Genomic DNA, 22,621 nt, shown 5'->3' with positions numbered 1-22,621 from the left:
AGATGATCAAAGCAAACCCATTATGGCAATACAGTCTGCTTGCCGCTTCGTTTGCCAGCGTGGCCTGGCTCAGCAGCGTTCCCGCCACCGCGGCTGAAAAACTGGACGTGTTGAAGAACGAAACGCCGATTGACGCGCCAGCGAACCCGGAAGCGATCGGCAAGATCCCGACGGGATTTCATTTTATCGAACCGGGATATCTGACGGTGGCGACCTCAGCCACCAATTCGCCGCCGCTGGCGTTGCTGGCGTCCGACAATAAAACCCGCATTGGCAGCGACCCGGATATCGCCCGCTTATTAGCCGACAGTCTGGGCTTAAAGCTGCGACTGGTGCCGGCTTCGTGGGAGGACTGGCCATTAGGGATCGCGGCCGGGCGTTATGATGTGGCGATGTTCAATATTGCGGTTACCGAGGAGCGCAAAAAGAAGTTCGATTTCGCCACCTATCGCTCGGATAACCATGCGTTTTCGGTGAAGGCCAACAGCCCGATCGCCGCCATTAATTCGCCGAAGGATGTCGCCGGTAAGAAGATCATCGTCGCTTCTGGCACCAATCAGGAACGCATCCTGTTGAGTTGGGATCAGCAGAACCGGGAAAAAGGATTGCCCCCGGTCGAGCCGATTTATCTGACCGATGATGCCTCGGCGACGCTGTCGCTGCTCTCCGGCCGCGCTGACGCGATGTTTGGTCCACACTCTATCGCCGCCTGGAAAGTGGCCTCACGCGGGCAAACCAAACTGGTAGGCAACGGCCCATTCCGCGCCTGGGTGGCCGTCACCACCAAAAAGGGCAACGGCCTGGCCCCGGCCTTACAAACCGCGCTGGATGGCACCATTGCCGGCGGGCAATATCAACAGGTGCTACAACGCTGGGGCGAGCAGGACGAAGCCATCAGCCACTCCACGGTGAATCCGCAGGGGATTGTTTACTGAGATAGGTTAGAGGAGGCAGTTGCCTGCAGAAGGAGAATCCTCACTGTATTTCAGTTTGTACACAGTTTATACTGTGAGGTTAGATTAACGGAGGTTCTCCATGAAAAACTCTCCCCAGATAAATGCACAAATACTAAACTTGCACGCGCCAGCGGTTCGTTTAGCAGGGACACGTCGTCAAAAAGCTGAGCAGCTTATGGATATGTTTGACGATGCTGAAACAAGGATCAAGAGAGAAAAAGAAGACCGTGGCGATAGAGAAGCGTTTCGTATCAAGGGTTGATTATTCTGTTGATTTCGCCTACGCCAGTACTCTCTTAGGCTACGGCTCTGAGAAACCACGCCGTGCTTTTCGCGAACGGTATTGCAAAATACAATGACGTCATGATGCGTGACTTGCGACAGGCTAATTCTACAATCCTCTCAATCCGCAGTAACACAACCGGCGACGATTCTCCGGAAGAAACCCCATAATTCCAAATCCTCTCACCTTGGCTGGTTTGATTTCCACAGACAACGCCTGCCGTGATTTTCTCACCTAAAGCCAAATTTATTTTAAAATCCCCTGCATGATTCTACAAAGGCGGATGATTAACAGCCCCGGCAGCTCCCGCTTCAGCACCTCTTCTCCGGCATATCTGCCCACCGCATAACGGATGCAGATATCCTTATTTCCGTTCGCTGAGGGGATGCGGTAAATCTGGTGTCACAGAACGAATAATCCTTTAGGAGATGATGATGAGCAACTGGTTAACTCGCCTGTTTGGGCAGATCGCGAACGGGCAAACCGATGAAATGGCCGATCACAATCCAATCTCAGAACGCGTGTTTGAGTCGATTATTCCTGTCGCCGGCATGTATGGCCTGGATTTTGGCAATTTCGATCCGAGATGGTTTGCTAACGCCGAATCGCAATAACCCCGCAGGTGGGGCACTGCTGAGGACACAGATCGGGATCGTCCGTGTAGCGTAATGAATGAACGTCGAAACCATCACCGTGAGGTGAAGGAGTATGTTGAAAGTAGGGTCGTGTGTTGAGGTTTGCTGTAGTTTTGCACTAATTGTGTTGCCGGGGCAGGCTTTCTGCCCCGGTTTTTTCATGCTTTATTTGCCAATCTGCTTCAAAATTAACGCCAGCTCGTCACGCTGTTCGCTGTTGATTTCACGCGCTGCCGAGTAACCCGCGTTTTGTAAAATCATCTCGTTTAATCCCACCAGCCAGTCATAAATATACCAGGCCGCGTAATTGTTCGGTTTCAGATCCAGTTTGGTCAGGCGCTGGCCGGGGCCCAGGCTGGCGGTCTGCGTTTCCGGTTTGGCGAAAATCGGCTTTCCACGGTTGATCTTGCTCTGTGGACGATCCGCTTCCGGCACATGCTGGAATCCCAACCAGGCAACAAAATCACCCATCACGCTCAGCGCGCGGGAAACCTGACGATCGGCCATCATTTCAACCGGCGTGCCTGACGCGTCATGATCGGTCAGCTTTTTCACCAGCAGGGCTTCAATATCTAAACGGATGCTGGCGGTCACCAACTCTTCGGTCAGCATCTCCAGCGTCGGCTTGGTCACGCCCAGCAGCTCCAGCAGCGGCCCCTGGTCCGGCAATTGACGCAGAATATTGATCCAGTGGCGATACACCTGCTGGGCAAATTCGGCTTCCGGCTCTTCGGCGACGTGTTGCTCTTCCGCATTCAGCAGTCCGGCCACCGGCTCATCGCTCAGCAAATCGATGCTCATGCCGATGCCAAACGGGTCATCTTCACTTAACGCATATTCTTCCACCAGCGGACGCTCGCCGGGATTCTGACGCTGCAGGAACAGGTGACGCAGGGTTTCACGCGCAGGCAACAACCTTTCCAGCAGCTCGCCATGCACGCCGGTTCTCGCCTGCAAGGATTTCAGCAGGCTTCCGGCAATGCGCAGACGCGCCTGCGGCTCTTCTTTTTCGGAGGCCAGATACCAGCGGCCCAGCAGGTTTTCTGCCAGTTCACGACGGATTTCCGCGCTTTGTTCCTGCAATCTTTCCACCTTGGCTTCACGACGGATCTCGGTCATCAGCCAGCCCGCCATGCGCTTAACGCCTTTTTCATCCATCGCCAGCATCGATCCCCAGACATCGCCCGGATTACCGACATAACGCTGCACGGCAGCATCAAAGTTCTGTCCACGGGTGATGCGCTGATCGAACGGCGTCAGTGCCCAAATCAGGCCGGGCTTGCGGCGGCTGCGCACCTGGGTATTTTCGCCCTGAGTCTGCTTCACCCAGTTATCCAGCACGCGGCCGACGGTGCGGGTCTCCGCGCGGTGCCCGACGGCGCTGCACACCATCAGCAGGTTAACATCCTGATGCTCTGCGGCACGGGTTAACAGGAAAGGGCGCTTGGCGGTCATAAAGGCCAGCGCCAGCTCATGGTGTTCATCATCGGGCAGCACCGCAGGCTGCTCGAAGCCCGGATAATCCAGCATATCGACCTGCTCGAACAGGCTCTCACGCGGGGCGCTGTACAGCGGCATCAGCACTTCGCGGCCTAATAGCGCCAGCTCGGCCAGCGGCAGATTGACCGGCTGCAGGTTGCGGCCGTTATGCTGAGGCACCACCTGAATCACGCGATCCGACGAGGCGTTGAAATAACGCAGGCCGTTGCTGTTCAAAATACTCAGTGACGCATCGTTCAGCGCCGCCAGCGGAGCCAGCACGCGAGGCACGCAGGAGACATGATGCAGCACGTGCGCCAGCTGGCGATAAAGGGCGGTCAGCCCGCGATCTTCATTCCATAACAGCGAGAACAGGCGGGCACGATCGTCGACGCCGAGCATCGGTGCCAGTTCAATCGCCAGCGGCCAGAAGTGGGTTTCCAGCGCTTTACCGGAATACAGCTGCGAGGTGGCAAGGCGATCCCACAAGGCCACCACGTCCTGGCGGCTCATGCCCTCGATGGCCTCTGGCTGACGGTACATCGACACCGTTTTCAGCCGTTCAGAAATCTGCTGCTCGTCGAGCACCGCCGGTTGATCGCCGCTGCGGCGTGACCAGACGTCGGCCAGAATAGCGACCAGCTCTGCTTCACTTAACAGCGCCAGCTGCACCGGCCACTCGTTATCAACGCGAACCTGCTGACCGCTGTAGCGAACCACCATGGTGCCGGTCAGCTGTTGCGGATTCAGCACGCTGTAGTCGATGACCGTATTGCCCAACGCTATCTCGGTTTTGCCTTTTTCACTGGCCGCCAGGGAGGTGATCAGATAGGACTTTCCCGCCTGCGACAGGCCGAAAAAGCCAATCGCGCACTCTTTACCGGCGGCTTCCAGCAGGTTAGTGGCTTTATTCAGCTGACGCTGCAGCCGCACGCTCAGGCGATCGGCTTCCATATTCAGGCGCGGCGAGGTTTCGCGTGCGCTTTCCAGCCAGCTGACCGAACGCTCGATGCCTTTGGCCAGCGTTTCCAGTTTTTTGCCGAAGGTGCCGGACAGCTGTTTTGGCGTCAAAGGTTTCATTTCTTGTATACGCTCCCGCTGTCGATCCAGTAATGGGTTAATCCCGATCCGCTGCTGGCTAAGGTGTTCAGCTTCAGGCGTAAATGTTCCAGCGGAACCTGGGTGCCATCATCGAGCGTGGCGTCCGCAATTTCAAAGCGTTCCGGGCCAAAGTCGCCAGATTCTTTAGCGACAGCAAGTTTAATTTTCAGCACCTTGTCGCCGGCCACGCTGCGCGCCAGCTGGGGATCGGCTATGTGCAGAGTGTAAAGCGGCGAGGCGGGCCAGCGGTCATTATCCAGCTGACGGAAGCCCAGCGTCAGGGCACCGCGCACCTGGAAACGCTGACGGGAATCGAGGCTGAACTTCTCATCATCCAGATCGATATCGCCATACCAGACGTTATCGCTGCTCAGCGCGACGTTGCTGTCCAGCATCCCCAGATAGCGGATGGTCGAATAGGGCTGGAAGTCACCGGCTTTGAACCAGAAGTTCGCCAGACGTAAATCCAGCGACAGCAGGCAGAGCATCGCCCCGACGGCGGCGGTAGATTTAGGGTTCTCAATGCGGCCCTGTTTGTTAAACGGATACCAGTCGTTGGTGTGGTAACCGTCCAGCGACAGAATACGGCTGACCGGCAGCGGCTGAAGGTGGCGGAACAGCGCCTGCACGCCTGGGAAGCGTGAAGGGCGGCCGGTAAGCAGCAGCACATCGCAATCATACACCGCCACCACTTCCGCCATCGAACGCAGGCTGTGGGTGATGTTCATGCGCGGTGAAAGGAACTCGGCGTGCAGCTTGCTCAACTTGACGATCAGCGGCACGCGCAGAATATCAAACTCATCGGCTTCACCCGGCAGCTCGCGCTGGATTTCCCGGTTGATGTAATCCAGCAGCTTGCTGGTCGGTGGCAGCGCCAGCAACTCTTCAAAGCGGGCATCCACTTCGGCATTCAGATCCAGCGGATCGAAGCGCTCGTAGGCTTCCAGAATCGCCTGGCCGACCGGAATAAACACCTGCAACGTGACCTGCTGACGCAGCGTGGAGTGCCCATCCAGACGACCTTCATGGCCGAACAGCCGGGTCATTACGCCTTCCGGGTTGACCATCCCCGCCTGCTTGAACGCCGCCTGTAGCGCAGGCAGGACATACAGCTGGATCACGTCAAGTAAGATATCGTCACCGGCCAGCTTAAAGCCTTCGCGGAACAGCAGGCGCGGCATGATTTTGACGTTGTTGCCGACGCCATCATCCAGACGGTACTGGGTGATCGCCAGGTCCGTGGTGCCGCCGCCGATATCAATCGAGGCGATGCGCAGGGTTTTGCCAACCGGCTCATCCGCCGCGCGGGCGCGATCCGGGCGTGCCATGCTGACAAAGAAGGCTTCCGCACGGCCCCCAAAGTTCACCTGGGTTTCATTGTAGAGATAGACCATCTGACCACAGGTGGCTTCATCCCACTCCATCTGCACTTCCGGCACCGGCACCAGGCTTTTGGCCTTGTCTTTGGCGCTGGTAAAGTCGTCATCTGCCGGGTGCCAGCCCATCGCTTTCCACACCAGCGCAATGGCTTCGTGCATCCGGCGGCGGAAAATTTCCCGCTCGGGTTTCGGCATCGCCGACGGTAGCGTCAGGATGATGTTGCGTAACTGGCGCGGCGCGCTGCTGTGCAGCATTTTCTGGCGCTGGATGGCACTGTTCATCTGCATCAGGGCCTGGGCCAACAGTTCAGACAGCATAAAGCTCATCACCGAGCTGCGGCTGTACTGCGGCAGGAACACCGGCAGACGTTCATCAAACGGCTGGTTATACAGCGGCTGGCCTTCATCGTTAACCAGATTAGTCATCGGCGCGGCGGTCGCCAGCGGCTCCTGGGCGGAGTTGCCCGGCGTCCGGCTGAAGCGCCAGCCCGGCGTGTAGCTCTCTTCATCCCACAGGTAACGACGCGGGCTGGAGATGCCGGTGGCGCCTTCGGTGCCGAGACGTTGCAGCGCCAGATGGCTGGCTTCGCGGCCCACGCGGGTGATCGACGGCCAGATAAAGGCGTCATCGCGGCCGCTTTCCACCGAGAAGTTCTGTTTGCCAAAGGTGGCCTGGGCAAACTCCACGCGGCTTTCAAACAGCTCGTTAAACAGCTGATGCGGTTCGCTCAGGTTGCGCAGATGCAGTTCGTAGGTGTGCTTGAGGCCATGATGATCGTCAACATGCTCTTCCACCATAATGCCGCAGGTGTGCGAGTTGCCAACATCAAGGATCAAGTCCACCGGGATCGCCGGTTCCTGCAGGGTGGCGGCGCTGATTTTCAGCTCTGGCAGGTTCAACTGCTCACCGAGCAAATGCAGGACATTCAGGTAATGCGCCTGATATTCGAACTCGCGCAGGGCGGCACGAATATTGACCTGCGGGCGATCTTCCACGCTGGCCGCCTGCTGACTGAACACTTCACGCAGCCAGCCGTCAATCCAGGTGTGGTCGAGGAATTCGCCCAGTTCGTTACTGCGATGTGCCAGCGCAAAGCTGACGCCATTTTTGACGTCGCTTTCGTTCAGCGCCAGCGACTCATCTTCGCCTTCGGCCCAGACACGGGTTTCAAAGGCCAGGCAGACGCGGTGCGAGTTGCCGTTCTGATCCGGCTTATCAAGGGCGATAATCTGCATGCGCGCCCAGTTGTCCGGGCCACCAATAAAGGTGCGCGGCGGATTAAAGCGCAGGAACGGCAGCGGCAGCCAGATACCGTTCAGCAGCGCAAGGGATTGCGCCAGCGGGAAGCTGAACTCCGGCTTCACCACTTCAGGCGCGGTGCCGGCGTTCACCGGCAGCATATATTTGCCGTTTTGCGTGTTGAAGTTCAGACGCAGCAGCGGGCCGTTGGCGGTCTGGCGGACAAATTTGCCCGGCAGATCGGCGTCCAGCTCAGGCGTCAGCGCAAAGTCGAGGAACTGAATGCCACTGTTCTGAATCAGCGTCATATTCGGTTTAAAATCAGCGATCGTTGCCAGCATCATCATTTACTCTCGCGCTTCATCGTCATCGGTAACACCGTATTGGCATCGTACTGTCCGCTGCATTCGGCTGCGCCAGTCAGGCCTTGTTTACATACCAGGTCCGGCATCTGATAGCGCGAACCGTCACTGCATTTGGCTTTGGTGCGGCTGTTGATCACCAGGTTGCCGGATTTCATCAGGCCGGCATACACATCAACGCGGCACACGATGCCATCGCCCATGGTCATTTTTGCCACGCCTTTGCCGGCTTTCATCTGATAGCGCAGGCTCGGTGGCTTGCCGGTGATCGGGTTCTTGCCGCCAACAATCACGCGCCACTGGCCGTCAAGGAATTTGGTTGAGCCCAGCTTCACCGCATTGGCAGGCAGCACCAGGTCATCTTTCTGCGCGGGTGGCAGGTCGGCGACCGGTTCAGCGGGTTGTTCTGCCGCTGTTGTCGCAGGCGTCGCGTCAACCGGGGCAACGGTTGAAGGGGCGACCGGCAGCGCAGGCTTCACGTCGGCAGGCGTTTGTGGTTTAGCGGCTTCAGGCGCGGCAGTTGGCTGAGGTGCGGCAGCGGGCTGAGGTGCAACGGCGGGCGTTGTGGCTGTCGCTTCAGGCTGTGTCTGGGCTTCTGGCTGCGCTTTCGTCGCTTCAGGCGCGGTCGGTTTCACTTCCGCCGGCGTGGCGGTTTTCGCCGTATCCGGTTGGGAAACACAGCCTTTTATCTGCACGCCAAAGGCAATCAGCAACGCGGCAGCCGGCACCATCCAGCCGTAGCGGATCAGCTTGTTTTTCGCGGCAGGGGATGTCACCGGCGGTTGCGCTTCTACGGCTGCAGGGGGGGCATCCACCGGGGCTTCCGGTAATAAAGGCGTCACGGCAACCGGCTCGGGCAGCACGTCGGGGGCGGCGGCAACCGGAGCAGGAACGATAACCGGGGCCACGGCGGTAACCGTGGGGATCGTCGCGGTCATTTTGGAGAGATTCAGCGGCGGCTCGTCCTCTTCCACGGCGCGCAGGCAATCCAGTGCATCCTGACGGGATTTTTTATCCAGGCTGACGAAGCCCCAGAAGGTCAGCACCGGTTTGCCGCCCACCAGATAGACAAAGTTCTGGTCGGGGAACTGCAGCGCCTTGGCGAGCAGGGCACCGAACAGCTTCTGGCTGGTTTTTTCTGACTGCTGCGCTTTCTGGCACATATCCGCAACGGCCTGCTGGCAGGCGATCAGCTGGTTCAGCGCATGGCTGCGGGAGCTTTCGCTCGCGGCGGCCCAGGAGGTGACCTTTCCGGAAATCGGTGAGTACCAGTCAAGGCGATCGCCGGCATCGTTAGGCTGAGGGATAGCCAGGCAATCAGCAATCTGAGGTTGTTTCCTGAGGCGCAGCGTTTCGCGCAGTTGCAGGGCTGACAAATAAACGGGCTGACCGTTCTCGCCAAGAGGCAGAACCGCATCCAGACTTCCGCTGCGTAAGAATGATTTTGCCACGCAAAAAGGACCTTCTAGTCAGAAGTGGAAAGTAAACTATTCTCCAGTGTTGCCGATAGTGTAGTTGAATTTGACTTAAGGCTAAGGCGGAAATAAGAGGGTAAACAGGTGATTACTTTCGCAATGGGATGCGCGAAAGGCCGTGCCGAATCGGGTGAAAATTCACGGTGGCCATCCATGGCCGGGGGGACTCCTGCCGGTTAACCGTTTACTCGCCGGCGAAACGGGCGTACAGCCTGTCCAGATCGTGCCATTCCTCAATGCGATGCTGGTCGATCAGCAGGAAGCGATTGCAGCTTGAGGCGATCAGCTCCCGGTCGTGACTGACAATCAGCGCGGCACCCTGATAGTTGCCTAACGTAGCGGCGAGCTGCGCTTTGCCTTCCAGATCCAGATGGTTGGTCGGCTCGTCGAGCAGCAGCAGGGAATAACGCGCCAGCGAGAGGCCGACAAACAGCAGCCTCGATCGCTCGCCGCCGCTCAGCGTACTGACCGCTTGCTGATGCCGTACCCACGAAAATCCGGCGCTGATTAACGCCATTTTCCGCTGTTCGCTGGTCATCGGGGCAAAATGCGCCAGCGCATCGCTCAGGCTTTCACGCTCATCGAGCTGCATTAGCCGCTGATCGTAATAGCCCACCTCAACGCGGGGATGAAACACCAGCCCGTCACGCGGGTGCGAAAGTCCCTGCCAGACGGTGCGCAGCAGAGAGGATTTACCGCCGCCGTTGGCGCCGATAATCGCCACGCGATCGCCACTTTTGACCTTCAGACTGTTGACGGTAAATAGCCGCGGAGAGCCAACATCGGCGGAAATCGCCGCATTGTGTAGCTCAATAAGCCGATCGGCAGGCAGTGCTTCGCCCTGTAGCGTCAGCCGCCATTTCGATCCTTCCGTCAGCAGCGTTTGCTCATCCCGGAGCTTGTCGACGCGCTTCTCCATCTGCTTAGCCTTGCGGGACAAATCCTCGTTATCGTAAACCTGTCCCCATACCGCCAGCCGTTTCGCGCTTTTCGTCACCCGATCGATTTCACGCTGCTCGGCCTGATTGCGTAACGCATCGGTTTCATCCCGCAGGGCCAGTTTCGCCAGCGCCTGGCTACAGGGCAAGTGAAAGCTGTGCAGCTGCTGGTCACGCATAATCCAGCTGCGATGAGTGACGCGATCCAGCAGATAGCGGTCATGGGACACCAGTACAAAACTGCCGTGCCAGCTTTTCAGAAACTGCTCCAGCCACAGTAGCGTCGGCAAATCCAGGTGGTTGCCCGGTTCATCAAGCAGCAATAAATCCGGCTGTAGCATTAACGCTCTCGCCAGCAGCAGACGCGTATGCTGTCCACCGCTGAGGGTATCAACCTGTTGTTGCCAGACCGCTTCGTCAAAGCCTAAGCGGTCGAGCATTACCTCGGCCTGCCAGCGATCGCTTTGACGTTCGGCGGCGGGAAGTTGGGCAACAACCGCGTCAATCAACGTCGATTGGGTCAACGCGGCGGGAAGGTGCTGTTCGATATGCGCCATCAGACAATGACTGGCTTTAGTCACCGAACCGGAAACAGGCTCGATATCGGCGGAAAGCAGATGCAGAAGGGTGCTTTTGCCACAGCCGTTATGACCAATCAGGCCAATGCGATCGCCGCGTGAAAGCGTCAGGGAAACCCGATCCAACAGCGGACCAAAGGCGTTATCAAAACAGAGTGATTGTGCAGAAAGTAATGTGCTCATTGCTTAATCCAGAGTTGCAGGCAAAAGCATGCCCGTCGTCATAAAAAGCAGACGACAACCCGGAAAGCCGGAGGGAAGGGAAAATCAGTATGTAGCTTCGCTCAAGCTCAGGTCATCGCCGCAGGAAAGCGGATTAGCCTGAGCAGCCCAAATACCAAAAGTACGTGAAAATAAATTCATTTCACAATACTGCATGGGGGCCTCCTTACTATAGGTTAAGGGTTAAACGGTGCCCGAAGTATAGCCATGAAATCAACAGGGTTTCAAATCGCATTGAAAATAATCAGAAAAACCCCTTCTAAAGATGCCTCTCAATTACAGCTTAAATTTCCGCCAAATCTGCCGATAGTGTACTTGTGACGAATACCATAAATATGACAATAAGGTTACAACATGATTAGCACGATTAAATCCGGGGTTTTATCACGTGTTTTCTATAACAATACCCGTCATTCAAAAGCGACATTAAGTTCGCTGAACGACGCCATTGCGATGATAGAATTCACGCCCGAAGGCACCATCTTGAATGCCAATGCGCTGTTTTTAGAAAAGATGGATTACGAGTTGCACGAGGTGATTGGACAGCATCACCGGATGTTTTGCCCGCCATCGCTGGTCAGTTCGCCGGAATATGCCCACTTCTGGCAACGGCTGAAACGGGGCGAAAGCTTCAGCAATAAATTCCTGCGCATGGCCAAAAACAGTCGTCCTTTATGGCTGGAGGCCAATTACGTGCCGGTGCTGGACCGCAGCGGTCGGGTGATCAAAATCGTTAAGCTGGCCTCGGACATCACCGACCACATTCTGGATGCGCAGGAACAGCGGGCGATGACCAATGCGATTAACCGTTCAATGGCGGTGATTGCCTTTAACCTGCGCGGCCAGGTGCTGCGCGCCAATGACAATTTCCTGCAAACCATGGGCTATCAGTCCCATGAAATTATCGGCAAAAATCACAGCCAGTTTTGTACGCCTGAGCTGGCGAACAGCCGGGAATACGCCGAGTTCTGGAAAAAACTGCGCCGTGGCGACTTTGTTTCCGGGCAGTTTGCGCGCATCAATAAGCAGGGCAAAACCATCTGGCTGCGCGCCACCTACAACCCCGTATTCGACGAAAACAATCAGCTGTATGAAGTGGTGAAGTTTGCCACCGACGTGTCACCGCAGGTGCTGAAAAACCAGCAGGAGCGCGAAGCCGCCGAGCACGCCTATCAGGCCGCGCTGGAAACCAGTGAAAATACCCGCGTTGGCGTGACGGTGATTGAAAACAGCGTGCGCAAAATGAATGAAATCGCCAGCGAGCTGCGCAAAGTCTCCAACGATATTAACGGGCTTAGCTCGCAGTCGGCGCAAATTGGGGTGATTGTCGAAACTATCCGCTCGATTGCCAGCCAGACCAACCTGCTGGCGCTGAATGCGGCGGTGGAAGCCGCCCGCGCCGGCACCCATGGCCGCAGCTTTGCGGTGGTTGCCAATGAGGTACGCAGTCTGGCGGCCAATATTCATACCGCCAGTCAGGAGATTTCCGGCGTGGTCGATCGCAACCACGAGTTAGCGGCGATTGCGCAGAAGAACATCTCTGCAAACCTGGTGCGTGCTGATGAAGGTGTCCATCTGGTGCGTGAAGCGGGCAACGTGATCGTCGATATTCAGGCCAATTCCTCGCAGGTTGTCGAAGCGATCGGCCACGTTACCCACAAACTGACGGATTAAGTGGTGGCCGGCCTAAACCTCTGGTTATCGACGCCTCGCGGTTCATTTTGCCACGAGGTTAATTTTCGTGCAGTCTGGTCGATAAAACCACAACAGTTACAATCAGATACAATAGACTGGTCTCTTATGACGCGTTTCGCTCCATGGCAGCCTTGAGCGGTTTGCTAAACTCTCTCAGGTAATTTCAAAAACCGAGGTGAAGAGTGAAAATTAAAAGCTACGCAGCTATGCAAGCCGGACAGGCCCTTGAACTGTACGAATACGAAGCAGGTGCACTGAGTACAGAAGAAGTGGAAGTGGAGGTTGAATACTGCGGCGTCTGCCATTCTGACCTGTCGATGATTGATAATGAGTGGGGCATCTCCAGCTACCCGACCATTGCCGGCCATGAAGTGATTGGTCGCGTTTCGGCACTGGGCGAAGCGGCTGCGGGCAAAGGCCTGAAAGTCGGTCAGCGTGTCGGCATTGGCTGGACGGCGAAAAGCTGTCAGCACTGCGATTCCTGTATCAAGGGTGAGCAGGTCAACTGTGAAAACGGTTCAACGCCGACCATTCTGAATCACGGCGGTTTTGCTGAAAAACTGCGTGCAGACTGGCAGTGGGTGATCCCGCTTCCGGAAAGTCTGGACGTGGCCAGCGCCGGTCCGCTGCTGTGTGGCGGCATTACGGTGTTCAAACCGCTGCTGATGAGCAACATTAACGCCATGAGCCGCGTCGCAGTGATTGGGATTGGTGGTCTGGGCCACATCGCCATCAAAATCCTGCGGGCAATGGGCGCGGAAGTGGTGGCATTCAGCTCAACGCCAGGCAAAAAGCAGTCGATTCTGGATATGGGCGCAGATGAAGTGGTGAACAGCCGCGATCCTGAAGCCCTGAAAGCGCAGGCCGGACGTTTCGATCTGATCCTCAGCACCGTGGCTGTCGACCTTGACTGGAAACCGTACTTTGACGCGCTGGCGCCACAGGGTAAATTCCATACCGTGGGTGCAGTGATGAAGCCGTTCCAGGTCAGCGCGTTCGATCTGATTATGGGCGACAAAGCGGTAACGGGTTCTTCTACCGGTTCTCCGGGCCAGCTGCGCTCTCTGATGAAGCTGGCATCCCGTGCCAATATCGCCCCACAGGTCGAGTTCTTCCCTATGTCGAAAATCAACGACGCGCTGGATCATGTCCGCGCCGGTAAAGCGAATTTCCGTGTGGTTCTGAAAGCGGATTTCTGATACGCGCATAAAAGTTCCTGACATTGTTAACCAGCGCACTGTGCGCTGGTTTTTTATTGTCTGAAGCCGGGCATTCACCCGCTATAATCAGTGTTATTGCACTCACGCACAGCATTCAGTATGTTGTCCGCCATTCTCACCCGGATCAGGACATACCATGACCACTCACTCTTCAAATGACCCAATGCATGGCGTAACCCTTGAAGCCGTCGTTCTCGCTTTAGTGGATCGCTATGGTTGGGCCGAGTTGGCCAACCGCATCAACATCAACTGCTTTAAAAGCGACCCGAGCGTCAAATCCAGCCTGAAATTCCTGCGCCGCACGCCGTGGGCGCGTAAGGAAGTGGAAGATTTGTACCTTACCTCGCTGAATGATAAATCTGCCGCGACCACCCACGACGCGCCACAGCCGCAATCTGCGCCGGTGCCCGATCACAGCGCAACGCACGAGCCGGACATCCTCACCGAAGATCCCTGGGCAAACTGGAAAAAGAAAGACCAGTAAATCAGAGGCTTCTTAGCGCTTAAGGCATGTTCGGGCAAGAGAGCAGGCATCTATGGCTGATACTCTTTCATTCATCATGGCAACGACCTGACGGTCAGCGCTGGTTTATGACGAATAACGAAAGGATTACCCATGAAAGCTGCAATCTACACCTCACCTGGCAAACCTGACGTCCTCCATATTGCGGACGTTGCCGATCCGGTTCCTGCGGATAATGAACTGTTGATTCGGGTTGAAGCGATCAGCATTGAGGGGGGGGATCTGGTAAATCGCCGCGAATTTCCTCAGGAAGACAATGCGGTGATCGGCTATTCCGCCGCCGGTGAAATCGTAAAAATCGGTAAAGACGTCAGCGGATTTAGCCTGGGTCAGAAAGTCACGACCTTCTCGTGGAAAGGCTCCCACGCTGAGTTGCGTGCTGTTCCGGCGGGCAACTGTTTTGTGGTACCGGATGGACTGGATTTGGGCGTGGCGGCCACTATCCCGGTCAGTGCCGGAACGGCGGCATGGGTACTGGAACTGGGCGCGCTCAAGGCCGGACAGACCGTGCTGGTGTTAGGTGCCAGCGGTGGCGTGGGCGTGGCGGCAGTGCAACTGGCGGCGAAGAAGGGCGCACGCGTGATTGGCACCGGCACCCGTGCGGAAAGCCTGGAAAAACTGCGCGAATATGGCCTGTCTGACGCCATCGTCACCGCCGATAAAACCGCCCATGAGCAGGTTCGCGCACTGCTGGACGGCAAGGGCGTCGATCTGATTATCGATAACGTCGGCGGCGATGTATTAAATGATGCGCTTCAGGCGTTGAACGAAGGCGGACGTGCGGTGTTAGTTGGCGTATTCGGTGGCCGCAAAACGCAAATCGATGCCGGACAATTGCTGATGCGCCGTCAAACGGTGATTGGCTGCTTGCTTGGCCCAATTATGGGTGAGCCGGAACCGCGTAAACTGATTGAGCAACTGCTCAACCAGGCGCTTAACGGCGAACTGAACGTGCCGATTGACGCCACCTTCGCCTTCGCCGATGTGGCCGATGCCCATCGCCGTGCAGAAGAGCGCGGCCGCATTGGCCGCGTGGTGATGACCCTTTAGTCAGCCAGATCCTCTTTGGTCAGATAATGTCTCTGCATGCCTCGCTCGGGGAAATCCGGCAGAGACATTTTCAGCGCATAGCCGAGTTTCTGGTAAAACGGCAGCGCCTGGAAGCTCATCGTATCAACCTGAACATGAAGGCAGCCCAGCGTCAGGGCTTCCTGCTCAGCCGCTTGCATCAGTTCACTGCCTAATCCGGATCCTCTGCTGCTTTCACTGACCCACAGATAATCAATGCACAGCCAGGGGCCTCTTTTGGCGGCAATTAACCCGCCGCTCATCTTGCCTTCACTGTCATGGCGGTAAATCCCCACCTCATGCCAGTGGCTGTTGCTGAAAAATTGGCGGTTATATGCGCGAAGCCCATCCAGCAACTCTTCACGATCCTTATCGGTAATTTTATGGCTGACGGTCAGCTTCATTGCGGTTCCTTTTTGCACTGATTTTATGGCGTTATAACACAGTAACCCCTATTCAGATCAATGATCCCACGCTCATTTTTTGCTACTCCTGCTGATGCTCTACCCAGGCCGGTCAGTGAATTCCGGCACCTTCAAGGCTGTTTCAGCCTGTTTTCCAGCAAGGAGTGAATGATAAAAACAATGAAAGCCGCAGTAGTGAAAGCGTTTGGCGCGCCATTAGTGATTGAACAGGTGCCGATACCGGAAGTGGGCCCAGGTCAGCTATTAGTAAAAATTGTCGCGACCGGCGTTTGCCATACCGACTTACATGCGGCTGAAGGCGACTGGCCGGTGAAGCCACAACCACCGTTTATTCCAGGTCATGAGGGCGTGGGATACGTGGTAGCGGTAGGTGACGGTGTCACACATATCAGGGAGGGCGATCGGGTGGGCGTCCCCTGGCTTTATTCCGCCTGTAGCCATTGCGAGCACTGTCTTGGCGGCTGGGAAACGCTTTGCCACGCGCAGCAGAACGCGGGCTATTCGGTCAACGGCAGCTTCGCGGAATACTGTCTGGCCGATGCCAATTACGTCGGCATCCTGCCAGACAATATCGTTTTTAATGAAATTGCGCCGATCCTTTGTGCGGGAGTCACCGTCTATAAAGGGCTGAAAATGACCGATACCAAACCGGGTGACTGGGTGGTGATTTCTGGTATTGGCGGATTAGGCCATATGGCGGTGCAATATGCCGTTGCGATGGGATTAAACGTGGCTGCCGTCGATGTGGATGACGATAAGCTGGCCTTCGCGAAAAGCCTGGGTGCCAGCGTGGTAGCCAATGCCCGACATGTCGATCCGGGTAAAACGTTCCATGACAGTTTTGGTGGGGCACATGCGGTGCTGGTCACTGCGGTCTCACCGAAAGCGTTTGAACAGGCGATTGGCGCGCTGCGTCGCGGCGGCACCATGGTGCTGAACGGGTTACCGCCCGGCACCTTCGATCTGTCGATTTTTAATATGGTGTTAGAGGGCATTACCGTGCGCGGTTCAATCGTGGGAACCCGTAAAGATCTGCAGGAAGCGTTGGACTTCGCCGGGCGTCATAAAGTGGCGGCAACGATCTCGGTTGAACCGCTGAGCAACATTAATGACATTTTTGCCAGAATGCATGCCGGCAAAATAAAAGGGCGCATCGTGGTCGATCTGTCGCTGTAACTGACAGCTAATGGCCCCGCTAGCGGGGCCATTTTATCCGCCTTACCACGGCACCACCTTTCCCTGATAATCCAGATAGTGCAGTCCGCGGCGGCCTTCATATCCCGCCATGGTATTGACCAGTGACGGAATGCTTTCCCCGATGGTTAACCGCGCGCCGGCACCGCCCATATCGGTACGTACCCAGCCTGGCGCCATCAATAGCAGCGTTTTACCGTCATCATTGTGGCGCGCGGCGAAACTGCGCATAAACATATTCAACGCCGCCTTGCTGCCGCGATAGAGTTCGTAATTGCCGTTGGTGTTATTGGTCAGGCTGCCCTGACCGGAAGACATCACCGCCAGGGTTCCGTTTTGCTCCACCAAATCCTGAAACGCTTCGATAAAGCGCATCGGGCTGAGGGCATTGGTGATCATCACGCGAATAAACTCCTCGGTGGACACATCGGCGATAGTTTCCCCGTCCTTGTTTTTCACCCCCGCATTTACGAACAGCATAGTAAAGCGATGTTCGCTGAGGCGTGAGTGCAGATCCTGAACCTCGTCCGGCACGGTGATATCGACGGTTTCCACTTCAAGCGCATGCGGGAACTGCTCTAGGAGCATCTCCAGTTTTTCGGTGGAAGCGCTGCGGCCGGTGGCAACCACCTTGCAGCCGCGTTGCAGATACTCTTCGACCAGCGCGAATCCCAGCCCGCGAGACGCGCCGACGATCAGCACGGTTTTGGCATGTGATAAAGGCATGTTGCTGTTCCTCTTAATAAGGCTTCCGGTCAGGGAAGCGAAGACGTTTGCGTCACTGAGAGAAAGATAGACCCGTTACTGACCGGGCGGAAGACGCAGCATTTGCAGTAATAACCTGCACCAAACGCCTTCCCACCGTTTCCGTTGCATGCCAGGATAGGGCATGACTGAACCCGATCTGAACTTACTTATTGCGCTAGATGTGCTGCTGGCTGAAGTCAGTGTGGCTGGCGCTGCGCGTCGGCTTGGCTTAAGTGCTTCGGCGATGAGCCGCACCCTGAGCCGGCTGCGTGCGGTCACCGGCGATCCGTTACTGGTGCGTGCCGGTCGCAAAATGGTGCTGACACCCTACGCCAACGGCCTGCGCGAACGCACCCATCACGCGGTTTCCGATGCCCGATCGCTGCTGCGACCTTCCTCCAACACCTTGCAGTTAGCCACCCTGACGCGGACCTTTACGCTGCGTACCAATGACGGTTTTGTGGAAACGTTCGGTGCGGCATTGATTGCGGCCGCCGCTGCCGTTGCGCCCGGCGTGTGTCTGCGATTTGCGCCCAAGCCGGAAAAAAGTGCCGAACCGCTCAGGGAAGGGCCGATCGATATCGAGATCGGTGTACTGGGGGAGATGGGGCCGGAGGTGCGGTTGCAGGCGCTGTTCCGCGACCGTTTTGTTGGCGTGGTCAGAAAAGGGCATCCGCTGGCGGCAGAAACCCCCGTCAGCAAAGCGCGTTATGTCTCTTTCAGTCATGTGATCGCGTCACGCCGTGGAAAGCTACGGGGTCCGGTTGATGACGTACTGGCAGAGTCGGGCCTGCAGCGGAAAATTGCGGCAGTGGTACCGGGCTTTTCTGCCGCGCTGGCAGTAGCTGAAGCGTCCGATCTGGTGGCGCTGGTGCCTGCTTCCTGCCTGAACAACGCCATGCTCTCGGGGCGACTGATTGCCTTTGAGCTACCGGTGAAAACGGCAGAGATCACCGTTTCACAGATGTGGCATCCCAGACTGGACGCGGATGCCGCACATCGCTGGCTACGCCAACTGCTGCTGAGCGTTTGTCGGCCGGAAAATACGCTATCAGCCTGAGCTGTGGCATACTGCGTATAATAAACCGTACGGTTCAGTAATTAATAATGCGGTTCCGATCGTTATCGCATCAAGGCTAAACCCGTTTTTAAGGAATAATGATGAGAACACTGACAGAGGAAAAACGTCAGGCAATCATTGTCGCGGCTTCCCAACTTTTCCAGGATGTTGGCTACGAACGCGCCTCAATGAATGAAGTGGCAAAAAGAGCCGGCGGTTCCAAAGCCACGCTGTATAACTATTTCGCCTCGAAAGAAGCGCTTTTTGAAACGGTGGTCCGCCATCACAGCACCCGCTTTTTGACTGAAGCCGCGTTGCAACTGGTGGCAGAAGAAAACGTTGGCCTGAACCTGGAACAACGGCTTATTCAGTTTGGGGAAGGGATGTTGAAGGTGCTGGGCGGTGACAATCAGGCGATGCAGATTTACCGCGTGGTGGTCGGTGAAGCGGGGCATTCTGATATCGGCAACCTTTTCCTCGATGCCGGCATTCGCGAAAGTATGGGCACGCTTGGCCAGGTGATGTCTGAAGCCATGCGGAAAGGTGAGCTGAGTGAAGCCGATCCAATGCTGCGCGCCCAGCAATTCACGTCGTTAATGAAAGCCGAGATAGACGGTTTCATGCTGCAGCGGGAAATTCCTCAGTTCACCTCAGGGCAGATCGCACTGATGGTGACCAGGGGCGTGAACGTCTTCCTGTACGGCACCATGGCTGGCCAGGCGCGAAGCCAGTCATAAGTTTCCCTGTGCCGGACAGGATGCGGTTTGCGTCGACAGGGTGATCGCGGTCGCTGCAATCTGTTCACTGAGCCGGTTGAGCAGGTTTTGCCACGCCGGAAAAAGCGCTGAAACGTCACCCCTTACCGCTTGTGATAAATCGCTGTGACACAGGGTCTGACGGTTTTCGGGTTTCAGCGTCAGCACCCAGTCAGCCTGCAGGTGGATTTTGTTTCCCGGCCAGCTGTCAAAACGGCGCACATTTACCTTCACGGTGACCACGGGGCTGTTCGCCTGAGTCGCCAACCCGGAAATCTCCTGCGTTGCCAGTCGCTCCGCCAGTTGAGCGGACAGGGCGGTGGTGAACTCATCAGCCAGCGGGCTTAGCCAACGCTGGTTTTCAAGTATCGCCGCGCCGCTGCGGTTCTCTCTGATCACCACCTGCTGCATATCGAGCTGTGCCGGCACGGTGACCGGCAACACATTGATGTCAACATGGCTCCCCATAGCGGGGAAAGGCGTGCTGCTCATCAAGGTGTGATAGTGAATATCAGGCGACGTACATGCCGCCAGCAGCAGGCATATTCCGGGCAGTAAATATCTCATTCGACCCTCCATTACTTTTTCCCTTCTGGCATCGCCTGGCGATCGGCCGCGCGGCCCTGAATCAACGATTCGGGATGGCGGCTCAACTGGTCGCTGACATTTCTGATCGCTTTGAACGCCCGTGCCGATTCCTGCAGGGTCTGGACTAGCCCCATTAACAGCGGTGAATCTTCGGAGGTCATGCTCTGAACGTTGTCACTGCTTTTTTGTACCGACAGCAGCAGCGAATTGGCGCGAGGTAAGGTTTGTGTATTGACGATGCGCAGGGTTTTGCTCAGTTCGAACAGCGTGTTGTCCAACCGGTTACCGATCGATTCCAGCGGCATTTTATTGATCTTACCGACGATGTCGGCGAGCTGTTGCTGGATCTCCTCCAGCCCCCCACTGATGGTGGGCAGCATCAAAGGTCGGGCATGAATATCAAACGGGACCTTTGCCGCCTTGGGGAAAAAATCCAGGGTCAGAGTCAGCTGTCCGGTTAACAGGCTGCTGGCGACGGCTTGCGCTCGTAATCCGTGATCGACCAGATCCTGGGTAAAAAGAGCGGCCGCCATTGCCGGATCGCCTGACGATTTAGGCAGTTTATTGAGCACGTTGCCCATTCTGGCCGGATAGACCTCGATATCGACCAGCGTTGGGAAACGATAGCCGTGGGGATCGTAGTCTAGCGAGACGGCAGAGACGTGGCCGATCCTGACGCTGGCAAACACCACCGGCGCGCCCACCTCTAATCCCCGCAGTGAGTGTTCAAATCGCAGGCGAAAAGTCATCGCCTGACCATCTGCGGGCGCCATCGCTTTGTCCCGATCGGCGGTCAGCGTGAAAATGGCTGCGGGATTGGCGGGCGCTGCTGGCTGACTGTCCGGCGTGTAAAAGGCGATGCCGCCGGCCATAATAGCGGCCACCGTTTGCGTTTTTAACTGAAAACCGTTACTGCCAACGGAAAGGTCCAGCCCGCTGACGTTCCAGAACCGACTATTGGCGGTGACCAGGCGATCGTAAGGCGCGTCAATAAAGACTCGCAGCTGAACGCCTTTCCCATCCTCCTGAAGATGGTAGGAGGCAATGCGGCCAACCTGCACCCGGCGAAAGTAGACCGGCGAACCCACATCCAGCGAGCCCAGATCGTCTGTGTTAAGCAGAAATTGACTGCCGGGCGTATCGTTAATTACCGAAGGCGGCTGTTCAAGCCCGGTAAATTCGCTGGCATGTTGCGCGGCTTTGCCTTTATCCACGCCAATATACGCGCCGGAGAACAAGGTATCGATTCCGCTCACGCCACTGATAGCCACGCGCGGCCGTACGACCCAAAAACGGCTGTCTGCGGCGGTTAAATTCTCTGTATTTTTATTCAGTCTGATCTGCACCAGCACCTTTGCATCGTCAGAACTTAGCGAGACCGCCTCCACCACGCCAACACTGACCTCTTTGAACTTCACCACGGTTTTTCCCGCCTCCAGCCCTGAAGCATTGGTGAAGACAACGGTAATCAGCGGCCCTACGGCCAGATGTGACTGAATGAGCAGGGTTATCCCGATCGCAAAAGCCGCAATGGGCACCAGCCAAATCAGATAGGGTTGGCTGCGCAGATAGAGTGGCTCGTCAGTTGGCTGTGCGTTCATGGCGTGACTTCCCAGATACTTTGTGAACGAAAACGCTGTGCCGACAGCATCGTCAGGATCACCACCAGCGCGAAATAGATAATCCCTGGCCGGGGTTCGGCTTCACTCAACCCCGGAAATTGCACCAGGCCTGAGATAATCACCACCACGAAGACATCAAGCATTGACCAGCACCCGACCCATTCCGTGAAGCGATATAAACGCTCTCTTTCAGGTCTCGCCCACGGACTTTTGCGCTGGCTGGTTAGCAGCAGCAGGCCCAGCGCTAAGAACTTGATGAAAGGGATAACCATACTGGCCAGAAAAATCAGCACGGCAATGCCCGGAGAACCGCTACGCCAGAACTCAATGATTCCTTCGAAGATGGTTTTCTCGCTGCCGGTGCCGAGAAAAGAGGTAAACATCACCGGCAGCACATTCGCGGGCAGGTAAAAAATCATTGCGGCAATTAACAGCGCCCACGCCTGACCGTTGTTTGCATGCTGTTCAGGCACTAACGGTTCTGCCCAGAGCGGACGAAGATCCCGTGCAGATAGCCGGAAGAAAAGCAGCGCAGACGCCGCAAGTGCCCATGCGCCGGCACCAGCTTTTACCTGAAGCAAGGTGGACAGCTTGATGCCCACCACCACAAACCCCACGGCAACCACCAGCGGCATACTCCAGGGGCTGATTGTTCTGAGCAGGGAGGTAATTGCAGCAAAACCCGGGGCTTTTCGCTGAAATTGACCAAACAGTGACAGCCAGACGATCAGCAAAATCTGCGTCATCGGCGCGACGACGATCAAAAAAGTCGACAGCACCGACAGTAGAAGCGAGTGACCTTCGCCCGGACCCCGCCAGGCGGCTTGCCATAGCGTCATCTCTCTTGAGATGCCCTGAAAATTCAGGCTGATGACGGGCAATAAACAGGCAAACAGCCAGCCCAGCGCGGCCGCGACAGCAAGGGGTAACAGCGATGGCGCCTGGCCGGCTTTTCGCCACAGCGGTGCACGACAGCGACAACAGAGTGCCGCCTGACTGCCAACCGGAGGAGACAGGCGATGCAGGTAGTTGCACTGTGGGCAAACCACCAATTCTGAGTGTGCGTTCATGGCTCT

At 56.5% G+C, this 22,621-nt stretch carries 19 protein-coding genes; 10 read left to right on the top strand and 9 right to left on the bottom strand.

Annotated elements, in window-relative coordinates:
- Window positions 1–2 precede the first annotated feature (2 nt).
- From AC1UKS_RS11485 to AC1UKS_RS11475, 3 genes are all read left to right on the top strand, one after another.
- Entirely contained in the window at window positions 3–935 is a 933-nt protein-coding gene (locus AC1UKS_RS11485) for an ABC transporter substrate-binding protein (RefSeq protein WP_482433645.1), read from the top strand.
- A gap of 100 nt (window positions 936–1,035) precedes the next feature.
- Window positions 1,036–1,218, top strand: coding sequence for a hypothetical protein (locus AC1UKS_RS11480; protein ID WP_482433643.1), 183 nt, complete (start codon window positions 1,036–1,038; stop codon window positions 1,216–1,218).
- A 455-nt stretch (window positions 1,219–1,673) separates the two neighbouring features.
- On the top strand, window positions 1,674–1,853 hold the full coding sequence (locus AC1UKS_RS11475; RefSeq protein ID WP_482433642.1) for a hypothetical protein: 180 nt from the start codon (window positions 1,674–1,676) through the stop codon (window positions 1,851–1,853).
- A gap of 186 nt (window positions 1,854–2,039) precedes the next feature.
- Here AC1UKS_RS11475 and AC1UKS_RS11470 read toward each other — a convergent pair whose 3' ends face one another.
- The 4 genes from AC1UKS_RS11470 to AC1UKS_RS11455 form a co-directional block, all read right to left on the bottom strand.
- Entirely contained in the window at window positions 2,040–4,433 is a 2,394-nt protein-coding gene (locus AC1UKS_RS11470; protein WP_482433640.1) for a virulence factor SrfC family protein, read from the bottom strand.
- A complete protein-coding gene (locus AC1UKS_RS11465) occupies window positions 4,430–7,414 on the bottom strand; it encodes a virulence factor SrfB (RefSeq protein ID WP_482436930.1) in 2,985 nt (994 codons plus the stop codon). The genes AC1UKS_RS11470 and AC1UKS_RS11465 overlap by 4 nt, the downstream gene beginning before the upstream one ends.
- A 2-nt stretch (window positions 7,415–7,416) precedes the next feature.
- Window positions 7,417–8,886 carry an SrfA family protein gene (locus AC1UKS_RS11460; RefSeq protein WP_482433638.1) on the bottom strand — a complete coding sequence of 490 codons (1,470 nt, stop codon included), beginning with the start codon at window positions 8,884–8,886 and terminating at the stop codon, window positions 7,417–7,419.
- Between the two features lie 208 nt (window positions 8,887–9,094).
- The gene (locus AC1UKS_RS11455; RefSeq protein ID WP_482433636.1) at window positions 9,095–10,609 is read right to left on the bottom strand and encodes an ABC-F family ATP-binding cassette domain-containing protein; all 1,515 of its coding nucleotides are present in this window, start codon (window positions 10,607–10,609) and stop codon (window positions 9,095–9,097) included.
- 393 nt (window positions 10,610–11,002) lie between these two features.
- On the opposite strand from AC1UKS_RS11455, the gene AC1UKS_RS11450 reads away from it, so the two are divergent.
- The 4 genes from AC1UKS_RS11450 to AC1UKS_RS11435 all read left to right on the top strand — a co-directional run bounded on the left by AC1UKS_RS11450 (window position 11,003) and on the right by AC1UKS_RS11435 (window position 15,136).
- On the top strand, window positions 11,003–12,322 hold the full coding sequence (locus AC1UKS_RS11450; RefSeq protein WP_482433634.1) for a methyl-accepting chemotaxis protein: 1,320 nt from the start codon (window positions 11,003–11,005) through the stop codon (window positions 12,320–12,322).
- 203 nt (window positions 12,323–12,525) lie between these two features.
- Entirely contained in the window at window positions 12,526–13,542 is a 1,017-nt protein-coding gene (gene ahr / locus AC1UKS_RS11445; protein WP_013202122.1) for an NADPH-dependent aldehyde reductase Ahr, read from the top strand.
- Window positions 13,543–13,699: 157 nt separating this feature from the next.
- The gene (locus tag AC1UKS_RS11440) at window positions 13,700–14,047 is read left to right on the top strand and encodes a VF530 family protein (RefSeq protein WP_410173038.1); all 348 of its coding nucleotides are present in this window, start codon (window positions 13,700–13,702) and stop codon (window positions 14,045–14,047) included.
- 132 nt (window positions 14,048–14,179) lie between these two features.
- Entirely contained in the window at window positions 14,180–15,136 is a 957-nt protein-coding gene (locus AC1UKS_RS11435) for a quinone oxidoreductase family protein (protein ID WP_482433633.1), read from the top strand.
- On the opposite strand, the gene AC1UKS_RS11430 is transcribed toward AC1UKS_RS11435, so the two are convergent.
- Window positions 15,133–15,558: a GNAT family N-acetyltransferase gene (locus AC1UKS_RS11430; RefSeq protein ID WP_482433631.1), complete on the bottom strand. Its 426-nt coding sequence runs from the start codon at window positions 15,556–15,558 to the stop codon at window positions 15,133–15,135. The genes AC1UKS_RS11435 and AC1UKS_RS11430 overlap by 4 nt on opposite strands.
- A gap of 168 nt (window positions 15,559–15,726) precedes the next feature.
- Here AC1UKS_RS11430 and adhP point away from each other — a divergent pair, with 168 nt between their 5' ends.
- Complete coding sequence (gene adhP, locus AC1UKS_RS11425; protein WP_482433630.1) at window positions 15,727–16,755, top strand: alcohol dehydrogenase AdhP; 1,029 nt, start codon at window positions 15,727–15,729, stop codon at window positions 16,753–16,755.
- A 42-nt stretch (window positions 16,756–16,797) separates the two neighbouring features.
- Here the strand turns inward: adhP and AC1UKS_RS11420 are convergent, their stop codons facing one another.
- On the bottom strand, window positions 16,798–17,499 hold the full coding sequence (locus AC1UKS_RS11420; protein ID WP_482433628.1) for an SDR family NAD(P)-dependent oxidoreductase: 702 nt from the start codon (window positions 17,497–17,499) through the stop codon (window positions 16,798–16,800).
- Between the two features lie 163 nt (window positions 17,500–17,662).
- On the opposite strand from AC1UKS_RS11420, the gene AC1UKS_RS11415 reads away from it, so the two are divergent.
- Entirely contained in the window at window positions 17,663–18,580 is a 918-nt protein-coding gene (locus tag AC1UKS_RS11415) for a LysR family transcriptional regulator (RefSeq protein ID WP_265910448.1), read from the top strand.
- Between the two features lie 101 nt (window positions 18,581–18,681).
- Window positions 18,682–19,317: a TetR/AcrR family transcriptional regulator gene (locus tag AC1UKS_RS11410; RefSeq protein ID WP_482433626.1), complete on the top strand. Its 636-nt coding sequence runs from the start codon at window positions 18,682–18,684 to the stop codon at window positions 19,315–19,317.
- Here the strand turns inward: AC1UKS_RS11410 and AC1UKS_RS11405 are convergent.
- From AC1UKS_RS11405 to AC1UKS_RS11395, 3 genes are read right to left on the bottom strand one after another with little or no spacing between them, the layout of a single operon-like run.
- A complete protein-coding gene (locus tag AC1UKS_RS11405; protein WP_482433625.1) occupies window positions 19,312–19,902 on the bottom strand; it encodes a PqiC family protein in 591 nt (196 codons plus the stop codon). The two genes, AC1UKS_RS11410 and AC1UKS_RS11405, sit on opposite strands and share 6 nt — an antisense overlap.
- An 11-nt stretch (window positions 19,903–19,913) precedes the next feature.
- Window positions 19,914–21,524: a PqiB family protein gene (locus AC1UKS_RS11400; protein WP_482433623.1), complete on the bottom strand. Its 1,611-nt coding sequence runs from the start codon at window positions 21,522–21,524 to the stop codon at window positions 19,914–19,916.
- Window positions 21,521–22,615 (bottom strand): paraquat-inducible protein A, encoded by a 1,095-nt coding sequence (locus AC1UKS_RS11395; protein WP_482433621.1) that lies wholly within the window; start codon window positions 22,613–22,615, stop codon window positions 21,521–21,523. Before AC1UKS_RS11395 ends, AC1UKS_RS11400 begins: the two co-directional genes overlap by 4 nt.
- Window positions 22,616–22,621: the final 6 nt, after the last annotated feature.

This window comes from Erwinia sp. AK-PDG3-5 (genome assembly GCF_056821705.1).
Note: the sequence above shows the minus strand (reverse complement) of the source record. Positions and strands in the feature narration are given on the sequence as shown.

What these genes read in the sequence shown, in the direction of transcription:
- AC1UKS_RS11470 (WP_482433640.1), bottom strand. Translation starts at nt 4,433, where the DNA reads ATGAAACCTTTGACGCCAAAACAGCTGTCCGGCACCTTCGGCAAAAAA.
- AC1UKS_RS11475 (WP_482433642.1), top strand. Translation starts at nt 1,674, where the DNA reads ATGAGCAACTGGTTAACTCGCCTGTTTGGGCAGATCGCGAACGGGCAA.
- AC1UKS_RS11455 (WP_482433636.1), bottom strand. Translation starts at nt 10,609, where the DNA reads ATGAGCACATTACTTTCTGCACAATCACTCTGTTTTGATAACGCCTTT.
- AC1UKS_RS11410 (WP_482433626.1), top strand. Translation starts at nt 18,682, where the DNA reads ATGAGAACACTGACAGAGGAAAAACGTCAGGCAATCATTGTCGCGGCT.
- AC1UKS_RS11485 (WP_482433645.1), top strand. Translation starts at nt 3, where the DNA reads ATGATCAAAGCAAACCCATTATGGCAATACAGTCTGCTTGCCGCTTCG.
- AC1UKS_RS11450 (WP_482433634.1), top strand. Translation starts at nt 11,003, where the DNA reads ATGATTAGCACGATTAAATCCGGGGTTTTATCACGTGTTTTCTATAAC.
- AC1UKS_RS11400 (WP_482433623.1), bottom strand. Translation starts at nt 21,524, where the DNA reads ATGAACGCACAGCCAACTGACGAGCCACTCTATCTGCGCAGCCAACCC.
- AC1UKS_RS11465 (WP_482436930.1), bottom strand. Translation starts at nt 7,414, where the DNA reads ATGCTGGCAACGATCGCTGATTTTAAACCGAATATGACGCTGATTCAG.
- AC1UKS_RS11415 (WP_265910448.1), top strand. Translation starts at nt 17,663, where the DNA reads ATGACTGAACCCGATCTGAACTTACTTATTGCGCTAGATGTGCTGCTG.
- AC1UKS_RS11440 (WP_410173038.1), top strand. Translation starts at nt 13,700, where the DNA reads ATGACCACTCACTCTTCAAATGACCCAATGCATGGCGTAACCCTTGAA.
- AC1UKS_RS11420 (WP_482433628.1), bottom strand. Translation starts at nt 17,499, where the DNA reads ATGCCTTTATCACATGCCAAAACCGTGCTGATCGTCGGCGCGTCTCGC.
- AC1UKS_RS11430 (WP_482433631.1), bottom strand. Translation starts at nt 15,558, where the DNA reads ATGAAGCTGACCGTCAGCCATAAAATTACCGATAAGGATCGTGAAGAG.
- adhP (WP_482433630.1), top strand. Translation starts at nt 15,727, where the DNA reads ATGATAAAAACAATGAAAGCCGCAGTAGTGAAAGCGTTTGGCGCGCCA.
- AC1UKS_RS11480 (WP_482433643.1), top strand. Translation starts at nt 1,036, where the DNA reads ATGAAAAACTCTCCCCAGATAAATGCACAAATACTAAACTTGCACGCG.
- AC1UKS_RS11435 (WP_482433633.1), top strand. Translation starts at nt 14,180, where the DNA reads ATGAAAGCTGCAATCTACACCTCACCTGGCAAACCTGACGTCCTCCAT.
- AC1UKS_RS11395 (WP_482433621.1), bottom strand. Translation starts at nt 22,615, where the DNA reads ATGAACGCACACTCAGAATTGGTGGTTTGCCCACAGTGCAACTACCTG.
- AC1UKS_RS11405 (WP_482433625.1), bottom strand. Translation starts at nt 19,902, where the DNA reads ATGAGATATTTACTGCCCGGAATATGCCTGCTGCTGGCGGCATGTACG.